Origin of the sequence: Ralstonia nicotianae, from assembly GCF_018243235.1 — a bacterium.
Lineage (GTDB): Bacteria > Pseudomonadota > Gammaproteobacteria > Burkholderiales > Burkholderiaceae > Ralstonia > Ralstonia nicotianae.
The window spans coordinates 65,188-82,978 of sequence record NZ_CP046674.1 but is presented as its reverse complement, the minus strand read 5'-3'; the positions used below and the strand labels follow the sequence as shown (position 1 = coordinate 82,978).

At 68.4% G+C, this 17,791-nt stretch carries 13 protein-coding genes and 1 pseudogene; 8 read left to right on the top strand and 6 right to left on the bottom strand.

The features are described from left to right. The first annotated feature begins 115 nt into the window (after positions 1–115). From GO999_RS00315 to GO999_RS00305, 3 genes are all read left to right on the top strand, one after another. On the top strand, positions 116–922 hold the full coding sequence (locus tag GO999_RS00315) for a MetQ/NlpA family ABC transporter substrate-binding protein (protein WP_211906453.1): 807 nt from the start codon (positions 116–118) through the stop codon (positions 920–922). 912 nt (positions 923–1,834) lie between these two features. Then, on the top strand, positions 1,835–3,046 hold the full coding sequence (locus GO999_RS00310; protein ID WP_019717269.1) for an EAL domain-containing response regulator: 1,212 nt from the start codon (positions 1,835–1,837) through the stop codon (positions 3,044–3,046). A 171-nt stretch (positions 3,047–3,217) separates the two neighbouring features. Continuing rightward, positions 3,218–3,865: a response regulator gene (locus GO999_RS00305; protein ID WP_016722690.1), complete on the top strand. Its 648-nt coding sequence runs from the start codon at positions 3,218–3,220 to the stop codon at positions 3,863–3,865. Between the two features lie 118 nt (positions 3,866–3,983). Here the strand turns inward: GO999_RS00305 and GO999_RS00300 are convergent. Further along, a pseudogene (locus tag GO999_RS00300) lies at positions 3,984–4,352 on the bottom strand (PaaI family thioesterase); the annotation flags it as partial. Positions 4,353–4,603: 251 nt separating this feature from the next. On the opposite strand from GO999_RS00300, the gene GO999_RS00295 reads away from it, so the two are divergent. Further along, positions 4,604–5,734 carry a porin gene (locus GO999_RS00295; RefSeq protein ID WP_011003271.1) on the top strand — a complete coding sequence of 377 codons (1,131 nt, stop codon included), beginning with the start codon at positions 4,604–4,606 and terminating at the stop codon, positions 5,732–5,734. Here GO999_RS00295 and GO999_RS00290 read toward each other — a convergent pair whose 3' ends face one another. Next, positions 5,735–6,781, bottom strand: a complete 1,047-nt coding sequence (locus GO999_RS00290; RefSeq protein ID WP_016722689.1) for an ABC transporter substrate-binding protein — start codon at positions 6,779–6,781, stop codon at positions 5,735–5,737. A gap of 153 nt (positions 6,782–6,934) precedes the next feature. Between GO999_RS00290 and GO999_RS00285 the strand changes: the two genes are divergently transcribed. Beyond that, a complete protein-coding gene (locus GO999_RS00285; RefSeq protein ID WP_011003273.1) occupies positions 6,935–7,609 on the top strand; it encodes a response regulator in 675 nt (224 codons plus the stop codon). Next, on the top strand, positions 7,593–9,071 hold the full coding sequence (locus tag GO999_RS00280) for a sensor histidine kinase (RefSeq protein WP_016726701.1): 1,479 nt from the start codon (positions 7,593–7,595) through the stop codon (positions 9,069–9,071). The genes GO999_RS00285 and GO999_RS00280 overlap by 17 nt, the downstream gene beginning before the upstream one ends. A gap of 15 nt (positions 9,072–9,086) precedes the next feature. Here GO999_RS00280 and GO999_RS00275 read toward each other — a convergent pair whose 3' ends face one another. From GO999_RS00275 to GO999_RS00260, 4 genes are all read right to left on the bottom strand, one after another. Beyond that, entirely contained in the window at positions 9,087–11,951 is a 2,865-nt protein-coding gene (locus GO999_RS00275) for a type I restriction endonuclease subunit R (RefSeq protein WP_021155676.1), read from the bottom strand. Between the two features lie 59 nt (positions 11,952–12,010). Next, positions 12,011–12,865 carry a hypothetical protein gene (locus GO999_RS00270; protein ID WP_011003275.1) on the bottom strand — a complete coding sequence of 285 codons (855 nt, stop codon included), beginning with the start codon at positions 12,863–12,865 and terminating at the stop codon, positions 12,011–12,013. Next, positions 12,841–14,286 carry a type I restriction-modification system subunit M gene (locus GO999_RS00265; protein ID WP_211906452.1) on the bottom strand — a complete coding sequence of 482 codons (1,446 nt, stop codon included), beginning with the start codon at positions 14,284–14,286 and terminating at the stop codon, positions 12,841–12,843. The genes GO999_RS00270 and GO999_RS00265 overlap by 25 nt, the downstream gene beginning before the upstream one ends. A 120-nt stretch (positions 14,287–14,406) precedes the next feature. Then, positions 14,407–14,925: an RrF2 family transcriptional regulator gene (locus GO999_RS00260; protein ID WP_211906451.1), complete on the bottom strand. Its 519-nt coding sequence runs from the start codon at positions 14,923–14,925 to the stop codon at positions 14,407–14,409. Between the two features lie 247 nt (positions 14,926–15,172). Here GO999_RS00260 and GO999_RS00255 point away from each other — a divergent pair, with 247 nt between their 5' ends. After that, positions 15,173–16,378, top strand: coding sequence for a globin domain-containing protein (locus tag GO999_RS00255; protein WP_043897874.1), 1,206 nt, complete (start codon positions 15,173–15,175; stop codon positions 16,376–16,378). A 13-nt stretch (positions 16,379–16,391) separates the two neighbouring features. After that, the gene (locus GO999_RS00250) at positions 16,392–17,603 is read left to right on the top strand and encodes an NnrS family protein (protein WP_071013334.1); all 1,212 of its coding nucleotides are present in this window, start codon (positions 16,392–16,394) and stop codon (positions 17,601–17,603) included. The last annotated feature ends 188 nt before the right edge of the window (positions 17,604–17,791 follow it).

The following is a 17,791-nucleotide window of genomic DNA, read 5'->3' as shown; positions in this document are numbered from 1 at the left end:
TCGACATGCCCAAAAAATTGTTCTGTCGTGCGCGCGCGTGTGACACGATCGCGCCACGTCGCCGGCGACCCCGCGGGCGGCACTTTTTCACGACAAGATCCACGAGGTTTCTCCCATGTCTCTGTTTTCCCGCATCGCGCGCGCGGCCCTGCCGGCCATCGCCCTGGCCATCGCCGCCGGCGCCCACGCCGAATCCAAGCCGATCAAGCTCGGCACCATGAGCGGCCCCGACGCGCAAATCTGGGAAGTGGTGCAGAAGGTCGCCAAGAAGGACGGCTTGGACATCAAGATCATCGAGTTCAACGACTACGCCCAGCCCAACCCGGCGCTGGACGCCGGCGACCTGGATGCCAACGGCTTCCAGCATCAGCCCTTCCTTGACGGGCAGGTCAAGGCGCGCGGCTACAAGATCGTCAACGTGGGCCTGACCTATGTCGCGCCGATGGGCTTCTATGCGAAGAAGATCAAGTCGCTCGCCGCGCTGAAGGAAGGCGCCAAGGTCGGCATCCAGAACGATCCGTCCAACGGCAACCGTGCCCTGCTGCTGCTGCAGAAGGCCGGCGTGATCAAGCTGAAGGCCGGCGCCGGCACCAACGGCAGCAACGCCACGCCGCGCGACGTGGTCGAGAACCCGAAGAAGATCAAGCTGGTCGAGCTCGACTCCGCCCAGCTGCCGCGCTCGCTGGATGACCTGGACGCCGCTGCCATCAACACCGACTACGCGGTCAAGAACGGCCTGACGCCCGCCAAGGACACCATCGCGCTGGAAGACCGCCAGGGCCCGTACGCCAACCTGATCGCCGTGCGCGAGAAAGACAAGAACCAGCCCTGGGTGAAGACGCTGGTGCACGCCTATCAGTCGGAAGAGGTGCGCAAGTTCATCGAGACCCAATTCAAGGGCGCGATTCTGCCGGCGTTCTGAACGGGTGCTATGAAGTAAGCAGACACTCTGGCTAAAAACCCTGAAGTTATAGGTGGCGCGCCTGCGGAATGGTTGTTTCCGAGGCGCGCCGCAGTGTTTGTTGCGTTGCGCCATATCGTGACAGCTGCAATCGTTTCCCGGGGTCGTGGTGACCTGGCAACGCTTTGTTACATTAAACCGCTCGTCCTTATTGCAACGCAGCAATGCTTTCGCTATAGTGGGAACTGTCTCCTCCACCCTCCTTGGTGGATTGCGGCCCGAGCACCTGGTGCTCGGGCCATTTTTCTTTGTGCCGACGGTTCCCGCGTTTCCCCCTGGACCGAATCCCGGCTACCCTATCCCCTGTTGCTACGCGTTTCATTCCGGACAGCGTTGCCCGGTCGCAACGCCGCTTGATTTTCCAGCGGGCGTTTTAAGCGGCGCATCGGAATTGGCGCCCCGCGGGTGGCCGATTTTTCCCAAAGCGCGCGCCCGGTCACGTGGATGCCGGCAACAGGTGCAGAACCACGCGCTTTATGTCGCGATCCTCGTGCAAATGCGTCGGTCTTTGTCCTACAAGCGATTCGGCGGTACCCGGACAGTCCATGCGATACCTCTCCACTAAACTTGACCTTGCTCTCTCTTTAGAGAGCACTCCCCCCCTTTTGAGCCCGCCCCTGTTGCGGGCTTCATTTTTTTAGGGCACGATTTCCTCCATCCTGGCGCCGCCGACACCGGTGCCGGACGCTCAAAAGGTTGGGGGAATCGCTCAAGGCCCGTGCAGTTGAAGAACTGCACGGGCTTTGTTTTTTCCGGGCATGACCTGGCAAGCCGCCGTTGCCGGTGCTTCAATGACTGCACACGGCACAGGCATGACAGCGCATACGGATGTGCGCCGCGTACGTCCTGCAAACGACAACCGGGAAATGGCCGATGGAAGGTTTCGCGCAGCTCGCGGTACTGGTGGTCGACGGTCAGCTTGGGCAGCGTACCGCTGCCAGGCAGGTGCTGCAGACCCTGGGTGTGCAGCAGATCCTGGCCGCCGGTGACGGACGCGAGGCGCTGGACCTGCTGCACTTGTGCCAGTTCGACCTGGTGCTGTGCGACATCGCCATGCCGGGGATGGACGGCTCGGCGCTGATGCAGCGGATGCGGTTGCACGACGGTCGCCCGCCCGCGCGGCAGGCGCCGGTCTGGGCGTGGGTCGGCACGCAGGAAGGACCGCTGCTCGAATCGCATATCGGCCTGACCGAAGCCATGGGGCTGGCGCATGCGCATGGCCTGTGCGGGCCGCTGCGCCCCGAGCATGTGCTGCCGTTGCTGTACGAAGCGGCCACGCGCGACGGTGAAGCCACGCCGCTGAGCGCGGTCCGGCCGCCGGCCTTCTCGGACGATGAGCTTGCCGCCCTGGTGCACGATACGCCCGGGCAGATCGAAGTGGTGCTGCAGCCCCAGCATGATCTCGTCACGGATCGCGTGGTTGGCGCGGAGGCCCTGTGCCGATGGCTGCATCCCGTCCATGGCCGTGTCTTGCCGACAGCCTTCGTGCCGCGCCTGGAAGCGCTGGGCCTGGCCGATGCGCTGTTCTTCCATGTGCTTGGGCACTGCGCGCGCGTCCAGCATGCCCTGGCGGCGCAGTCCATCGCGCTGCCCATCGGCGTGAATGCCTCGGCACAGACCCTGAGTCGCGAGGGTGCCATCGATCGCATCGCCACCGCGATGCGCGACGCGGCCATCGACCCCGCGCGCATCGTCATTGAGCTGAGCGACGAGGCACCGGTGGCGGAGACGGCCCGGCTCGCGGTGGCGCTGCACCGCCTGCGGCAACTCGGCCATGGCCTGGCGATCGACGATTTCGGCGTGGGGTTTGCCGTGCTCAAGCTGCTGGCCGATCTGCCCTTCACCATCCTCAAGATCGACCGCGCGTTGACCGAGGCGGTCAGTCTGTCCAGCCAGCGCGGCATCGTCTGCCGCACGATGATCGAACTGGCCGGCGCGCTGAGGCTCCAGTGCGTGGCCGAAGGCGTGGAGACCGATGCGCAGCGGCGGGCCCTGCTCGCGCTGGGGTGTGCCACCGGCCAGGGGTACCTGTGGGCCGCACCGCTGTCGACGACGGCGTTCCTGGCGCGGGTGCAGGCCGATTGAGGGTGATGGCCCGGTCTCCAGGGCCGGATGGGCGCCGCGCTTGTGCCGGCATGTCACGCCGGCGGCAAAGTCGGACGATTCCGATGTCATGGGACGCCAGGCGCAGGTAAGGTCATTGCGGTACGTTCCCGGCCGGCATCTGCCGCCCTGCTTCCAACCGACGAGCCGCCCATGTCACCGTTCCTGTCCATCGTGGCCGCGGACGACCATCCCGTCATCCTGATGGGACTGGCCACCGCCATCCAGCAATTTCCCCGGCAGAAGATCATCGCGCAGGCGCACGACGGCCATGCGCTGCTGGCGCTGCTCGAGTCCACCGACTGCGATGTCGTCGTCACCGATTACCACATGAACGGCGACGCGGCGTCCGACGGCATGCAGTTGCTGACGCGGTTGCGCGCGCGGCATCCCCAGTGCGCGGTGGTGGTCTGCACCATGGTTTGCAACCCGGCGCTGCTGCGCTGCATGCAGCAGCTGGGCGTGCGCCGCATCGTCAGCAAGCGCGACGATCTGGCGCATGTCGGCCACGCCGTCGCGGCAAGCGCGCGCGGGCTGCCCTACTACAGCCCCACCATCGTCCTGGAAGGCGGCTTCGGCATCGGCGCACGCGAGGCCTTCCAGGGCCTGAGCGCACGCGAGCGCGAAGTGGTGAGCCTCTACGTGAGCGGCATGGCGGTGTCGGAGATCGCCAGCCGGCTCGGTTCCAGCATCAAGACCGTCAGCACGCAGAAGACCATGGCGCTGCGCAAGCTCGGCCTGGCGCGCGAGACCGATCTGTTCCAGTACGTCCGCACCGCCGGGCTGCCGGCGCTGCATTGAGCGGCCGGCGCATCGGCGTCAGCCTGCCTTGGGGGGCGCAGGCGGCGCGAGCGGCTCCGGCCGGCGCATGCCCCGCCGGACACCGACGATCGCGGCCGAGCCGCGGTGGCGCCAGCATGAGGGCCGCACGCCGTGAGCCGATTGCGCACGGCACGTGCAGCACGCGCCCTTCGGCCACCAGCGGGGTGTCCTCCGGCACCGCCTTGACCCTCTTCACGCTGAGGTCGACCGTGCCGTAGCCCACGCCGGCTTCAAGTATCGAGTGGATCGCGCAGCCGGTGACTGAGTCCAGCACTGTCGCCGCAAAGCCGCCGTGCACGCCGCCCAGCGGGTTCAGGTGGCGCTTGTCGGCGCGGGCGGTGAAGCGGACGCTGCCGGCGTCGATCGACGCCATCGTCATCGGGATGGTGTCGCTGATGGAGGCGCGCGGCAGCTCGCCGCGGGCCATGGCCTGCAGCAATTGCAGGCCGCTCAGTTGGGGATGGATGCATGGGGGCGCGGGATCGGGGGCGGGACGTCCGACACGCTAGCCCGGCTCCCGATGCGAAGTGTGCAACTCGTTGCGTGCGGGCGCGCAACAGTCAAGCAGCCGGAGGGATTTGCGAAAGGCTCCAGAAAGCTGGGCTCCACTACGCTCGTCTGGCGATCGCATCACGCGGCCTGATCAACCGCCTGATGCGCGTCATTCAAGCCGGCAGGATGACCGGCAACCATTACCCACAAAAGAAGGAGACTGCGATGTCCCGTACCACATTCGCCCTTGCGGCGATCACGGCTGCCGTGGCCGGTCTGGCCGCCACCGGCGCTCAAGCGCAAACCTCGGCCGTCACGCTGTATGGCCTGATCGATACCACCATCAGTACGGTCAGCAATACCAACGCCGCGGGCGCCCGTACCACCGGCTTCCAGGTGCCCTGGTTCAGCGGCAGCCGCTGGGGCCTGACCGGCAAGGAAGACCTGGGCGGCGGCACGTCGGCCATCTTCAAGCTGGAATCCGAATTCGAAACCCCCACCGGCAACATGGACACCCCGGGGGTGCTGTTCAACCGCGATGCCTGGGTGGGCCTGTCGAATCCCCTCTTCGGCAAGCTGACCTTCGGCCGCCAGAACGCGCTGGCGCGCGACGTCTCCGGCATCTACGGCGACCCGTACACCAGCGCCGAGGTGACCCTGGACGAAGGCGGCTACACCAACGTCAACAACTTCAAGCAACTGATCTTCTACGCAGGCAGCGCCACGGGCACGCGCCTGAACAATGGCGTGGTGTGGAAGAAGCTGTGGGACGGCGGCTTCTTCACCGGCCTGGCCTACCAGTTCGGCGAAGTGCCGGGCCAATTCTCGCAGAACACCACTGAGTCGGCGGCCCTGGGCTACAACGGCGGCAACTTCCACCTGGCAGCCTTCGCGCAGCAGGCCAAGGTCAACGGATTCACCGACCGCTCGTATTCGCTGGGCGGCAACGTGATCCTGGGCATGTTCCGCGTCAATGCCGGCTACTACCACTACACCGGCGAGCAGCCGGCCGCGATCGGCAACCGCAAGGACGACGCCTACACCGTGTCGCTGAAGATCGCTCCGCCGGGTGCCTTCGACTACGAAATCGGCTACCAGATCATGAAGGCCGGCAATGCCGCGTTCAACGCCGACGGCAACACGCTTAACGCCTACGCCGACGTGTCGACGGCCACCGCTTCCGGCAGCGGCCGCAAGAACACGCTGTATGGCTCGGTGTTCTATCACGTCTCCAAGCGCACCGAGTTCTATGTGGCGGCCGACTACATGAAGCTGAAGGATCAGTACATCGTCGGCTCGACCAACGGCCACAACAGCCAGACCGAGTTCGGCGTCGGCATGCGTACCCGCTTCTGATCAGGGCAGTTTCGCCTGATCGACGAAGCGGTTGGTGTACGTCCGCGACAGGTCGATGTGCTTGTCGCGGGCGTTCGGGTTGCTGGTCGATAGCACGCGCAAGACCGTGGCCGGGCCGTCCGCGGGCATGCGCCCATCGTCGCTGAACGTGGGCAACGCAGCGATGAGGGCCTGCATGTAGACGTCCGGACGGTCGCGCCGGAATTCCGGCGGCATATGCGCGGCAATGTCTTCCGCACGGTGGCTGCGCAGGTAGCGCAGCGTGCGGACGAAGGCGCGTGCCAGCTTGGTTGCCAGTTCGGGATGGGCCTCCAGCCACTCCGTCTGCACATACAGGCACGCCGCCGGGTACGGACCGCCCAGCGCCGCGCGCGTGCTCTCGATCGTGCGCAGGTCGAGCAGCATGCGCGCTTCTTTGTTGCGGATCAGTCGGGTCGCAGTCGGGTCGGTGGTCATGCCGGCGTCGATGCGGCCGCTGCGCAGGGCGCTGACGAAGCTGTGCTCGGCGCCGACCGGCAGCATCGTGTACTCGCCCGGCCCGAGTCCCTGTTGTGCCATCAGGTGGCGGGTCAGGAAGCTGGTGGATGAACCGAGCCCGGTCACGCCCAGCGTGCGGCCGCGCAGGTCGTGCAGCGATTGCACCGTGGCGGGCAGGCGCGTCGAGACGACCTCGGCCTCCCCCGGCACGTGGCTGAAGACCACGATGGCGCGGACTTCCTTGCCCTTGGTCTGCAGATCGATGGTGTGGTCGTAGAACCCGACCACGCCTTGCGCGTAGCCCGTCAGCAGTTCGCTCTCGGCGTCGACGCCGGCGGGCTGGGACAGCAGTTCCACGTCCAGGCCTTCATCGCGGAAATACCCCAGCCGCTGCGCCAGGGTGGCGGGCAGATAGATCATCTTGGCGGTGCCGCTGACCATCAGCGTCAGGTGCGTCGGCGTGTCGGCGGCCAGCGGTGGCGCCGCCAGCATGACGCAGGCGGCAAGCAACGGTGTGATCCAGCCGCGGGGGCCGCGCGCCCGGGTGCTCCTGCAGGTAAAAACACCCATTGAGTTGTCTCCGGCTATTTTGTAGATACTAGTGTCGCGTACAACCGGATGATCGTGTGATGCATCCGGCGCGCGCGGGCAGCCGCCTTTCATTCTAGGGGCACCGGCCCACGAACCGCTTTCGAAATCAACAGGCCTGAGCGTCGCGTTCGCATGAAGCTGCTCCTGATCGAGGACAACGCACCCCTGGCGCAGTGGTTGTCCGAAGCCCTGCGCCGTGCGCAGTTTACGGTCGATCATGCCAGTGATGGCGAATCGGCTGATACCCTGTTGCTGACGCAGCACTACGACGTCGTGCTGCTTGACCTGCAGTTGCCGTCGCTGTCCGGCCGCGCCGTGCTGCAGCGCCTGCGCGATCGGCGCAACGCCGTGCCGGTGATGATCCTGACCGCCGCCGGCGGCATTGATGACAAGGTTGCCTGTCTGGGCGCCGGCGCGGACGACTATCTCGTCAAGCCGTTCGAGATCCGCGAACTGATCGCCCGCATCCAGGTACTGGTGCGCCGCAACACGCCGGCCAACGCGGTCGAGCTGCAGTGCGGCGACCTGTCCTATCACACCGGCAGCCGCACGTTTGCGCTGTCCGGCCGGCCGCTGGTGCTGCCGGCGCGCGAACACACCGTGCTGGAGATCCTGATGCTCAAGCTCGGGCGCACGGTGTCCAAGCCGGCGCTGGTCAACGGCGTGTTCGGGCTGGAGGACGACGCCAGCCCCGAGGCGATCGAGATCTACATCCATCGGCTGCGCAAAAAGCTCGAACATTCCGCTGCCACCATCGTTACCCTGCGCGGGCTCGGCTATCTGTTGCGCGATGCGTCGACCCAGTAGTCCGGCAGCGCCGGCGCCGCGCGCGCGCAGCCTGCGCCTGCGGCTGGCCCTGTGGCTGGCCCTGCCGCTGGCCGTGTACGTGGGCGCGGACGGCTGGCTCGATCTGGCCGCCGCGCGCCACAACGCCGACGTGGTCCACTTCCATGCCCTCAACACGGCCGCGCAGATGATCAGCGGCCAGATCGAATGGGGCGATGAAGGCCGCCTGCGCGTGACGGTGCCGCCGGCGGCGCTGGCGGTCTTTGCCGAGCCGGAGGTGGCGGTGCGCGACCAGGTGTCCTACCAGGTCATCACCGAGGGCGGGCGGCTGCTGGCCGGGCGGCTCGACTTTGGTGCCCGGCCGCCGTTCGGCGCGGCGGACCTGTCCGAGTCCGGCACCTACAGCGATACCCTGGCCGAGCCGGGTGTCGCGCGGCCGCAGACCGTGCACGTCGCCGCGGTGGTGCGGACCATGTACGACGCGGGCCGCTCCGAACGCGTGCTGACGCGCGTGGCGCAGACCACCAACGGCCGCGATGCCATGATCCGCCAGCTGTGGTGGCCGTCGCTGGTGCGCCAGATGGTGCTGGTGGGGCTGGCGCTGGCGATGATCCTGATCGGCCTGACGCTGGAGCTGCGGCCGATCCTGGGGCTGGCCGACAACGTGTCCGCGCGCGCGCCGACCGACCTGGCGCCGCTCGATGCCGCCGCCCTGCAGCGCGAGCTGCAGCCGATTGCCCTGGCGCTGAACCAGTACCTGCGCCGCATTGCCGACAACGCCGGCGCGCAGAAGCGTTTCATTGCCGATGCCGCCCACCAGATGCGCACGCCGCTGGCGATTCTCGCCACGCAGATGCAGGTGGCGGCACAGGCCAACGCCGACGAGGGCCTGCGCGAAGTGCTGCGCGCCGCGCGCACCAGCACGCGCAACCTGGCGGACCTGATTAATGACCTGCTGCTGCTGTCGCAGGCAGAGAACGCGCAGATGGCGAGCGAGCCGGTGGACCTGGTGCCGCTCGCGCGCGGCGTGCTGGAAGACCTGGCGTTGCTGGCCGACGGCCGCCGTATCGACCTGGGCATGGAAGGGGCCGAGCGTCCGGTATGGACCACCGGCAACCGCACGCTGCTTACCGCGATGCTGTTCAACCTGGTCGACAACGCGGTGCGCTACACCCACGAAGGCGGCCGCGTGACGGTACAGGTGACCGCCAACTACGGCTGGGCCATGCTGAGCGTCACCGACGACGGTCCGGGCATTCCGCCCGAGGCGCATGCGCGCGTGTTCGAGCGCTTCACGCGGCTGCCCGGTACCCACACCGAGGGCAGCGGCCTGGGCCTGGCCATCGTGCAGCAGATCGTCGACACCATGGGCGGGCAGATCGCGCTGGCGGCCGGGCCGGGCGGCGTCGGGCTGGTGGTGACGGTGTGGCTGCGGCGCGCGGGCGAGCCGCAGAGCGAACCGAAGAAGGCAGAGGCAGGCTGAGGCGATCGGCATGGGCTAGGCCGCGACGGCGCGCGCCGTGATCTGCTGCAGGGCGGTGACCAGTGCGTCGACTGTCTCGGGCGCGAACAGGCTGTCCGGACCTTGCGGTGCGATGTCGGTGAACGGCGATGCATACAGGCGCGCGGCTTCCATCACGCCGTGCATGGCCAGGTGCGTGACGACCAGATCGATGAAGTCGCACTGGTCGGCCGTCATCGCTTCGCTGGTGATGGCGCCGGAGAGTGCCGCGCGCGCGGCCTCCCGATCCAGGCCGATCAGCCCGCGCACGAAGACGCCCAGCCCGCCGGACGCACGCCGCGCGCGATCGATCGCTTCCCTGTCGCCGACGCCGTTGGCCGTCAGCATCTGTTCCAGCCCGGCCAGGTCGGCGGTGGTCAATGGCGCGTTGTGCCGCAGCTTGTGCAGTGTCGGATGCCGTGCGTGTGCACGCAGGCATCGGCAAACGTTCGTGCGAAAGCGCGCGAAGCCGGTGTCGTCGGCGCATGCCGCCGTGGCGATCGCGCTGGCCGGGCCTGGTGCATCGGTCGGGTCGGTGCAGGCCAACTGCCAGCGCGTCTGCGCGTCGGTCAAATGGACGAGCGCGCGCAGGCGCCGCCGTGCCTGCTCCAGCAGGAGCACGGAGGCATCGTCCCACCAGCCCTCCTCCGCGATGGCTTGGATCCACCCGGCCTGGTCGTGCACGGCGGGAAGGCCCGTTTGCGCGAGCAATGCCCTTGCCACGCCGCGCACCGGCCGCTTCAGGTGCCCAGGCGCCGATTCGCCGCGCAGCACGCATAGCTGCAGGCGCAGCATCAGCAGGTCGAAGCGCCTGGCCGCCTCGTCGCTGTCGTCGAGCAGCGTGGTGGGCAGGCCGCAGACGTGCTCCGACAGTTCCGCGGCCTGTGCGGGACCGAGGCGCTGCCAGGCTTCCCGGTGGACATAGGGCGCGATGTGCCGGTGCTTGGCGCGCACCGCGAAGTTGTCGGTCGACATCGACGCGACCTGCCGGTGCAGCCATTGCGCGACGTCGTCGTGCAATGCCGCCGGGGTCGGCGGATTGCCATAGCTGGCGCCCGCTTCCCGGACGCTGAGGCCGGCCGGCCGCGTCTCCAGGCGGGCCAGCAGTTCGAGCCGTGCCCGGAACAGGCGCTGCTCCAGCGGCACGGGCATGGTTTCGGCCGCCGCTTCGAGGCGCACATCGAAGAAGGCCAGGTTCTGGCAGAAGTCGAAGAGCAGGACGTCCTGCTTGTCCTGTCCCGGCCCGTACAGGTTCTTGCACGGCCGTGTGCCGCAGCCGACCATCTGCCGGAACCTGGCCTTGGAGCGCACCAGCCTGAAGAACACGAGGTTCACCACTTCCGGCACCGCGATGCCGGTGTCGAGCAGGCCGGCCGCAATGGCGACGCGCGGCATCCGGTCGGCCACCGAGAAGGCGTCGATCAGGGTTTGCGCTTGCCCGGCTTCGTACGTGATCACGCATGCCAGCCGGCCCTTGTATTGCGGATAGTTGGCGTCGAAGCGGCCGGCGATGAAGCGCGCGTGGTCGTGGTTGCTGGCGAAGATGAGGGTCTTGCCGATCCAGTCACCGTCCGCCACGCGACGACCGCGTTTCTCCATCACGAGCGCGATCATCGCGTCGACGGTGTCCTGGTGGTGCAGGCAGGCGTCGGCGGCATCGGGCACCGCCGTATCCGCGTGGCCGTTGTCGTTCCATTCCAGGGCATCCCCGTGGTCTTTCTCCGCGTCGGACAGGGCGTCGTAGGCCATGCCCCCGCGCGGCTGCCGGACCGGAACGCAGACTGCGCGCGGCGGTACGAGATGGTGATCGGCGATGGCCTCGTCCAGGTCGTAGGCGTCCGTGGGGATGCCCGTTTCCAGGTCGAACAGGCGGTAGGTGTCGCGATCGATCTCGTCCTCGGGCATGGCAGTCAGGCCGACCCGCAGCGCATCGAAATGCGAAAAAATGGCGCGGTGTCGCCGGCAGATGCCACGGTGCGCAATGTTCACGATTACCAGGTCGAAGTGGCCGGGGCCGAAGCGCGGGACCGTGTCGATCGGATGCGCGATCCGGTCCTGCATGGTCGGACAGGTGGAGAGATAGACGTCGCCATCCGCCCCGGCGTCCTTGGCCAGGTTGACCAGCGTGGCTTGCGGCAGGTGCGCCGCGAAGGCCGCCGCCGCCCGCGTGAGCTGCGCTGTGCGGTCGGCCAGGAACAGTGTGCGCTTGATCCAGCGGCAGCGCATCAGCAGCTCGGTCAGGGCGATCGCCGTGCGGGTCTTGCCGGTGCCGGGGGCCATCGAGACCAGGGCCGCGCGCAGCCGGTCCTGCTCGAACGCTTCCGCGATGCGTCGGATGGCGCGGTGCTGGTAGGGCCGCCCGGCGATGGCGGTATCGATGGCGGCCGTGGCCAGCGGCTGCCGGTGCGTGCGGCACCCGAGTAGCCGTTCCAGCTCGTCCTGGCGGTGGAAGCCCTGCACGGCACGCGGCGGGCCGGCGCGATCGTCCCAGAACCAGTGGTCGCGGCCGTTGGTGTAGTAGATCAGCGGCCGCTGTCCGGTCAGGGCTTCCAGGCCGTCTGCGTACTGCCGGGCGCGCTGCTGGCCGGCGCGGGTATTGCGCCGCGTGTGCCGGGCTTCGACGATGGCGAGCGGCTTGCGGCGGTCGTCCCAGAGCACGTAGTCCACATAGGCCTTGCCCGGGGGCGTGGGCAGGCCGGCGAGGGGAAACGCCGTATCGTCCGGGCCGGTGAGCGGCCAGCCGGCCGCGTGCAGCAGGCGGTCGATCGCATCGCCGCAGGCAGCGGTCTGGCTTTCCGAGGCGGCGACGTCCGGGCGGCGGGTCGCCGCCTCGCGTACGGGCCGGCGGTCAATGGAGGACATGGGCTGGCCTCCGCCGGGAAGCTTCGCGGACTGCCAGCTCTGGGCCGTGGCGCATCGCCCTACCCTCGCCACACGCGCTTGGCATCGAATCCCTCCACCAGATAGGGGGTAAAGCCGACCAGCAGGATCGATACCGCGATCATGTCGCGCATGTTGATCGTGCGGCGGGCATTGCTGGGCGTGCCGCTGTGGCGGATGCCAGGGTAGTCCGAGGTGAACGCATACAGGTTCTGCATGGCCTCCTTGACCTTGCGGTGCGGCCAGTGCGCGACCTGGTTGCACACGTTGCCCAGGGTGTGCTCCGTGACGCCCGTGCAGTGGCGCGCGAGCGCTTCCAGCAGGTTGATCTGCTTCTGCATGCAGGTCTTGATGCGGATGTCGGTTGCGTCGTCGTGCACGTCACGGAAGGCATGGTCGAACTCGCGCATGAGCGTTGCCAGATGCAGGTCCTGGCCGGTCTGGTCGCGCAGGGTCTGCATCAGGCTGCCGAACAGGCCGGGCAGCGACAGCGCGAGCGTGCACGGCCGGCGCAGCTCGTAGCGCAGGTTGTAGGTGTCGATCAGCCCGCCGAGCAACTGGAAGTAGGCACTGGCGAGCCGCTCGCCGCCCAGTTCGCCGAGGGTAGCGTAGGCATCCTGCAGGAATGTCACCAGGGCGGATTCGCTGGCGATGTGCTCCGCGGCCAGGGTGGCGAACAGGGTGCGGCTGGCCTGCGGGTCGTTGACCAGCTCGGCCAGCGGGGCGCCGTCGGGGGATGGCGCCAGCGCCGCCGCCAGGTCGCGTGCCAGATCGCAGAACAGGTCGGGCGGCGCACAGGGCTCGGTGGCCAGCACGAGCCAGAGCTCGTGCCACATGCGTGGCCAGATGGCGAGCCACGTACCGCGCGAGGTCACGCAGCGCTCAGGCTCGGGCATGGCGTGCGCTCCTGATAGCGGCTCACGGTCAGGTCGTAGTCCTGCGCCGCAATATCGTCCTTCGGCACGCAGAAGCTCTGCGCGGTGCGCGGATTGCCGCGCTCGCTCGCCTCGCGCCGGTTCCAGCGATGTAGCGCGTCGGGCAGGTTGTTCCAGGCATGGTCTTGCGGGGCCGGTGGCGTGGCGGGCGTGGCACCCAGCCGGTCTGCGGGCAGCAGCGGCGTGCGCAGGTCATCCAGGCTGAAGCCATCGGCGCGCAGATCGTAGAACCAGACATGGCCGGTGCCGCCCGTGTCGGTCCGGGTGAACAGCAGGATGGCGGCGCCGATGCCGGCATACGGCCTGAAGACCCCGCCGGGCAGCTTGATGACGCCCTCCAGCCGGTGGTCTTCGACCAGCATCCTGCGCAGGGTCCGGTGCGCGATGCCGGAGCCGAACAGCACACCGTCGGGCACGATCACGGCCGCGCGGCCACCCGGCCTCAGCAGGCGCAGGCAGTGCGCGAGAAACAGCAGTTCGGTCTTCCGGGTCCTGACCAGGCGCAGCAGGTCGGGGTCCGCGCCGCCACGGTCGACGTCGCCGGTGAACGGCGGATGGGTGAGGATCAGGGAATAGGCGCCTGCCTCGTCCGCGTGCGCTCCGGCGAGCGCATCGCCATGGCGGAGGCCGGCGCCTTCCACGCCGTGCAGCAGCAGGTTCATGCTGCCGATGCGCAGCATGGCGCGGTCGATCTCGTGGCCGTGGAACATGCCGTGATGAAAGTGCGCGGACTGCCGAGCGTCGTGCAGCAGGCCGGGATGCTCCCGGCGCAGGTATTCGCCGGCGGCGGCCAGGAATCCGCAGGTGCCGGCGGCCGGGTCGCAGAGCGTGTCGGACGGATCGGGCCGCGTGAGCTCCACCATGAAGCGGACGATGTGGCGGGGCGTGTGGAACGCGCCGCTTCGTCTGGTCAGCGCGATCCTGCCGAGCAGGGATTCGTACACGGCGCCCCTGACGTCGCGCCGGTGCAGGGGGATGGCGTCCAGCAACTGCACGATCCTGGCCAGCAGCGCGGGCGTGGTGAGGGTGAAGCGGATGTCCTCCATGTGGCGGCCCGCGGCCGGGTCGTTGTCGCCCAGCGCTTGCAGGAACGGGATGCCGCGCGTGGACACCACGTCGAACATGGCCTGCGGGCTCAGTGTCCTGAAGACGCTCCAGCGCAGGTCGTCCTGGTCTTCCCTGAACGGGAGGCGGGCGCCGGATGCGGCCGGCTGCCTGCTCCGCCTGGCTAGATGGCGGGCCAGCACGTGCAGGTCATCCAGCCGCTTGAGGCAGAGCAGGCAGGCCAGCTGCTCGATGATCTCGACCGGATCGGCAATGCCCTCGGTGTGGAAGGCATCCCAGATGCGGTCGACTTGGCGCTGGAGGTCGGCGGTCATCATGCGCGTGCTCGGTCAGGCGGGTGGCGTGACACAGCAGTGTGCGCCGCCAGGCCGAGTTCGACTGTCAAATCTGGTGACGCCGGGAGGGAGGCGTCTGCGCCCGGACCGGGCCGGCGTGCCTCAGCCGCTCTTGCGCGTGCGTGAGCCGGCGGCCGGGGCCGCCTTCGGTGTCCTGCCCTTGCCCGACTGCGGCATCGGCACCGCCACGCCTTCGGCCAGCACCCGGTTCAGCGCGGCGGGCCGCTCGATCAGGTCCTGCAGCGTGTACGCGTCCAGCACCTCGAAGTACGCCTGGAGTGCGGCTGCCAACACGCCGCGCAACCCGCACACGCGGGTGATGATGCAGTGGTTGTCGTTGACGTGGAAGCATTCCACCAGGCTGAAATCTGGCTCGGTCGCGCGCACCACGTCGCCGATGTTGATTTCGACCGCGGGCCGCCCCAGCGTGATGCCGCCCGCGCGTCCCCGCACGGTATGCAGGAAGCCGTTCTGCCCGAGCCCCTGCACGATCTTGATCAAGTGGTTCTTGGGAATGCCGAACGCGTCAGCGATCTGCTGGATGGTCACCAGCACGTCGGGATGCACGGCCACATAGATCAGCGTGCGCAGGCTGTAGTCGGTGTAGTCGGTGAGTCGCATGCCAGGAGGCGGCTGGCGAAGAGCGCCGGGCCGTCGGCCGATCTTAACATTCATTGGCGATGAATCTTATTGTCGCGCCCCGTCGGGGCGAGGCAATCCGTCGCAGGCATTAAAGTGGTATTTAATATGCATGTTTATTAGAATCGAACACGATCCAGCGACGGATCGGCAGGGCGCGGTTTTCACCGCATGCCGGGTCGGTCCGCCGCATTTGTTGTGTTGAACATGCTGCTTTGTGGAGAAGAACATGCTGTCGGAACAGTCCAAGCCCCTGATCGATGCGAGCGTGCCGGTGTTGCGCGAACACGGTCTGACCATCACCCAGACCTTCTACCGCAACATGTTCGCCAGCCACCCGGAGCTGACCAACCTGTTCAACATGGGCAACCAGGCCAACGGTTCGCAGCAGCAGTCGCTGGCTTCGGCGGTGTTCGCCTATGCCGCCAACCACGGCAACAACGCCGCGCTGGCGCCGGTGGTCGGCCGCATCGTCCACAAGCATGCGGCGGTCGGCATCCGGCCGAGCCACTACCCGATCGTCGGGCGGCATCTGCTGGGCGCGATCGCCGAGGTGCTGGGCGATGCCGCCACGCCTGAGCTGCTGGCGGCGTGGGACGAGGCGTACTGGCTGCTGGCCGCCGAACTGATCGCCGCCGAAGCCCGCCTCTACGCGCACACGCAGAGCGGCCCGGACCACCGCCAGCCCGTGCGCATCATCGAGCGCCACGCGCAGGCCGAAGACGTGGTGTCGTTCACGCTGGAAGCCGTCGGCGGGGCCAAGCTGGCCGATTTCCTGCCGGGTCAGTACATCTCGGTGCAGGTGGAACTGGCGCCGGGCGTGCTGCAGCAACGCCAGTACAGCCTGTCGGACGCGCCCAACGGCCGCACCTGGCGCATCTCCGTCAAGCGTGATGCCGGCGGCAGCGGCCGCCCGGCCGGCACCGTGTCGAACTGGCTGCACGACAACGCGCGCCCGGGCGAGGTCCTGCTGGTCAGCCAGCCCTACGGTGATTTCATTCCGCAGCTCGCCACCGATAGCCCCATCGTGCTGATGTCGGCCGGCGTCGGCATCACGCCGATGATCGCCACGCTCAACGCGCTGGCCCGGCGGAACACCGCGCGCAAGGTGGTGTTCAGCCATGCCGGCCAAGCCGCTTCGCACGTCGCGCATGCCGACGACCTGGAGCGTGCCGCGCAGGTCCTGCCGGATTTCGCGGCGCATGTGTTCCTGGAATCGGGCGAGGCCGCGGACTTCGCTGCGCGTCCGGCGCGTCCGGGGCGCATGACGGTCGAGACCTTCCTTGACGACGGGGTCGCCGATGCCGACTTCTACCTGTGCGGTCCGCTGCCGTTCATGCAGGCGCAGCGCGCGGCGCTGCTCGCCGGCGGCGTGCCGGCGGGGCGCATCCACCGCGAGGTGTTCGGCCCCGATCTGCTGGACGACATCCTCTGACCGCGAGTCCGCCATGCCCCGCCCGGCTCCGCTCCTGAACATCGGCCAGCCTGATCCGGCCAGCCGCGTACCGTACACCGGCCTGCCGGTCTTTGCCCTCGGCTTCCGGCCGTTCTATCTGCTGGCCGCGGCGTTTGCGGTGATCGGCATGGCGCTGTGGGCGGCGCTGCTGCTGGGCGGGTTCTCCGCCGCGCATGGCCCCACGCTGCCGCCGTTGTTCTGGCATGCGCACGAGATGGTGTTCGGTGTTGCGGCGGCGGTGGTGGTGGGCTTCCTGTTCACGGCCGGCAAGAACTGGACCGGGCTGCAGACGCCGCAAGGCCCGCTGCTGGCGGCGCTCGCGGCCGTCTGGCTGGCGGCGCGCATATTGATGTGGACCGGCCCGGGGCCGCTGGCCGTGGCGGTCGATGTCGCGTTCCTGCCGCTGTGCGGCGTGCTGTTCCTGCGCGTCCTGCGGCGCGCGGCGAATGCGCGCAATTATGGTCTTGCGGCGGCCCTGCTGATCCTGGGCGCCGTCAACGCCGGCTTCCATTTCGCGCTGATGGCCGGCGCACCGCTGCTCGCCCTGCGCTGCGTCGACGCGGCGGCCGGACTGGTCGCCATGTTCGTCACGGTGATCGGCGGGCGCGTGATCCCGATGTTCTCCACCAATGCCATTCCCGGCATCCGCATCCGGCGTGCCGCGTGGGCCGAGCGCGCCATCGTGCCGCTGACGCTGGCGGCGGTGATCGTGCTGGCCTTGCCGGTGAGCGGCGTGGTGCCGGCCGCCGTGTTCGCGTCGGCGGCCGTGGCCCAGGTGGTCCGGTGGGTAGGCTGGAATTCGGTGCGGACCCTGCGCACGCCCATCGTTGCCATTCTGCATGTCGCCTATGGCTTCCTGCCGCTCGGGTTCGGCCTGCTCGCCGTGTCGGCTCTGGGCGGGATCGACCGTTCGACCGCGCTGCACGCGCTGACGGTCGGCGCCATCGGCGGGGCGATCGTCGCCATGATCACGCGCACGGCACTCGGCCATACCGGCCGCCCGCTGCGCGCGGGCCACGCGGAGCGCCTCGCCTATGCGGCCATCGCGCTGGCGGCGCTGGTGCGCGTGATCGGGCCGCTGCTGCTGCCGCGCGGCATCTGGATCGGCGTGTCGTCGGCAGGCTGGGTGGTGGCGTTCGCCGTCTATCTGTGGAAATACACGCCGTGGCTGCTCGCGCCGCGCGTTGACGGACGCGACGGCTGACGCCCTCCGGGTGGCGGTGGCCGCGATGCCTTCGCAGCGCGGCGCAGCTCACCGCCCCCGACGACGTGTGGTGGGCCGCCGTCTCCCGTTTTCCGATGCCGGGCGGGTCGATCTGACACGGCTGGCGGTCGCCATCGACACGTCGGCTTTGCCGCCAGTTGCCGCCTCGGGCCGCGAGCCGGTGCGCT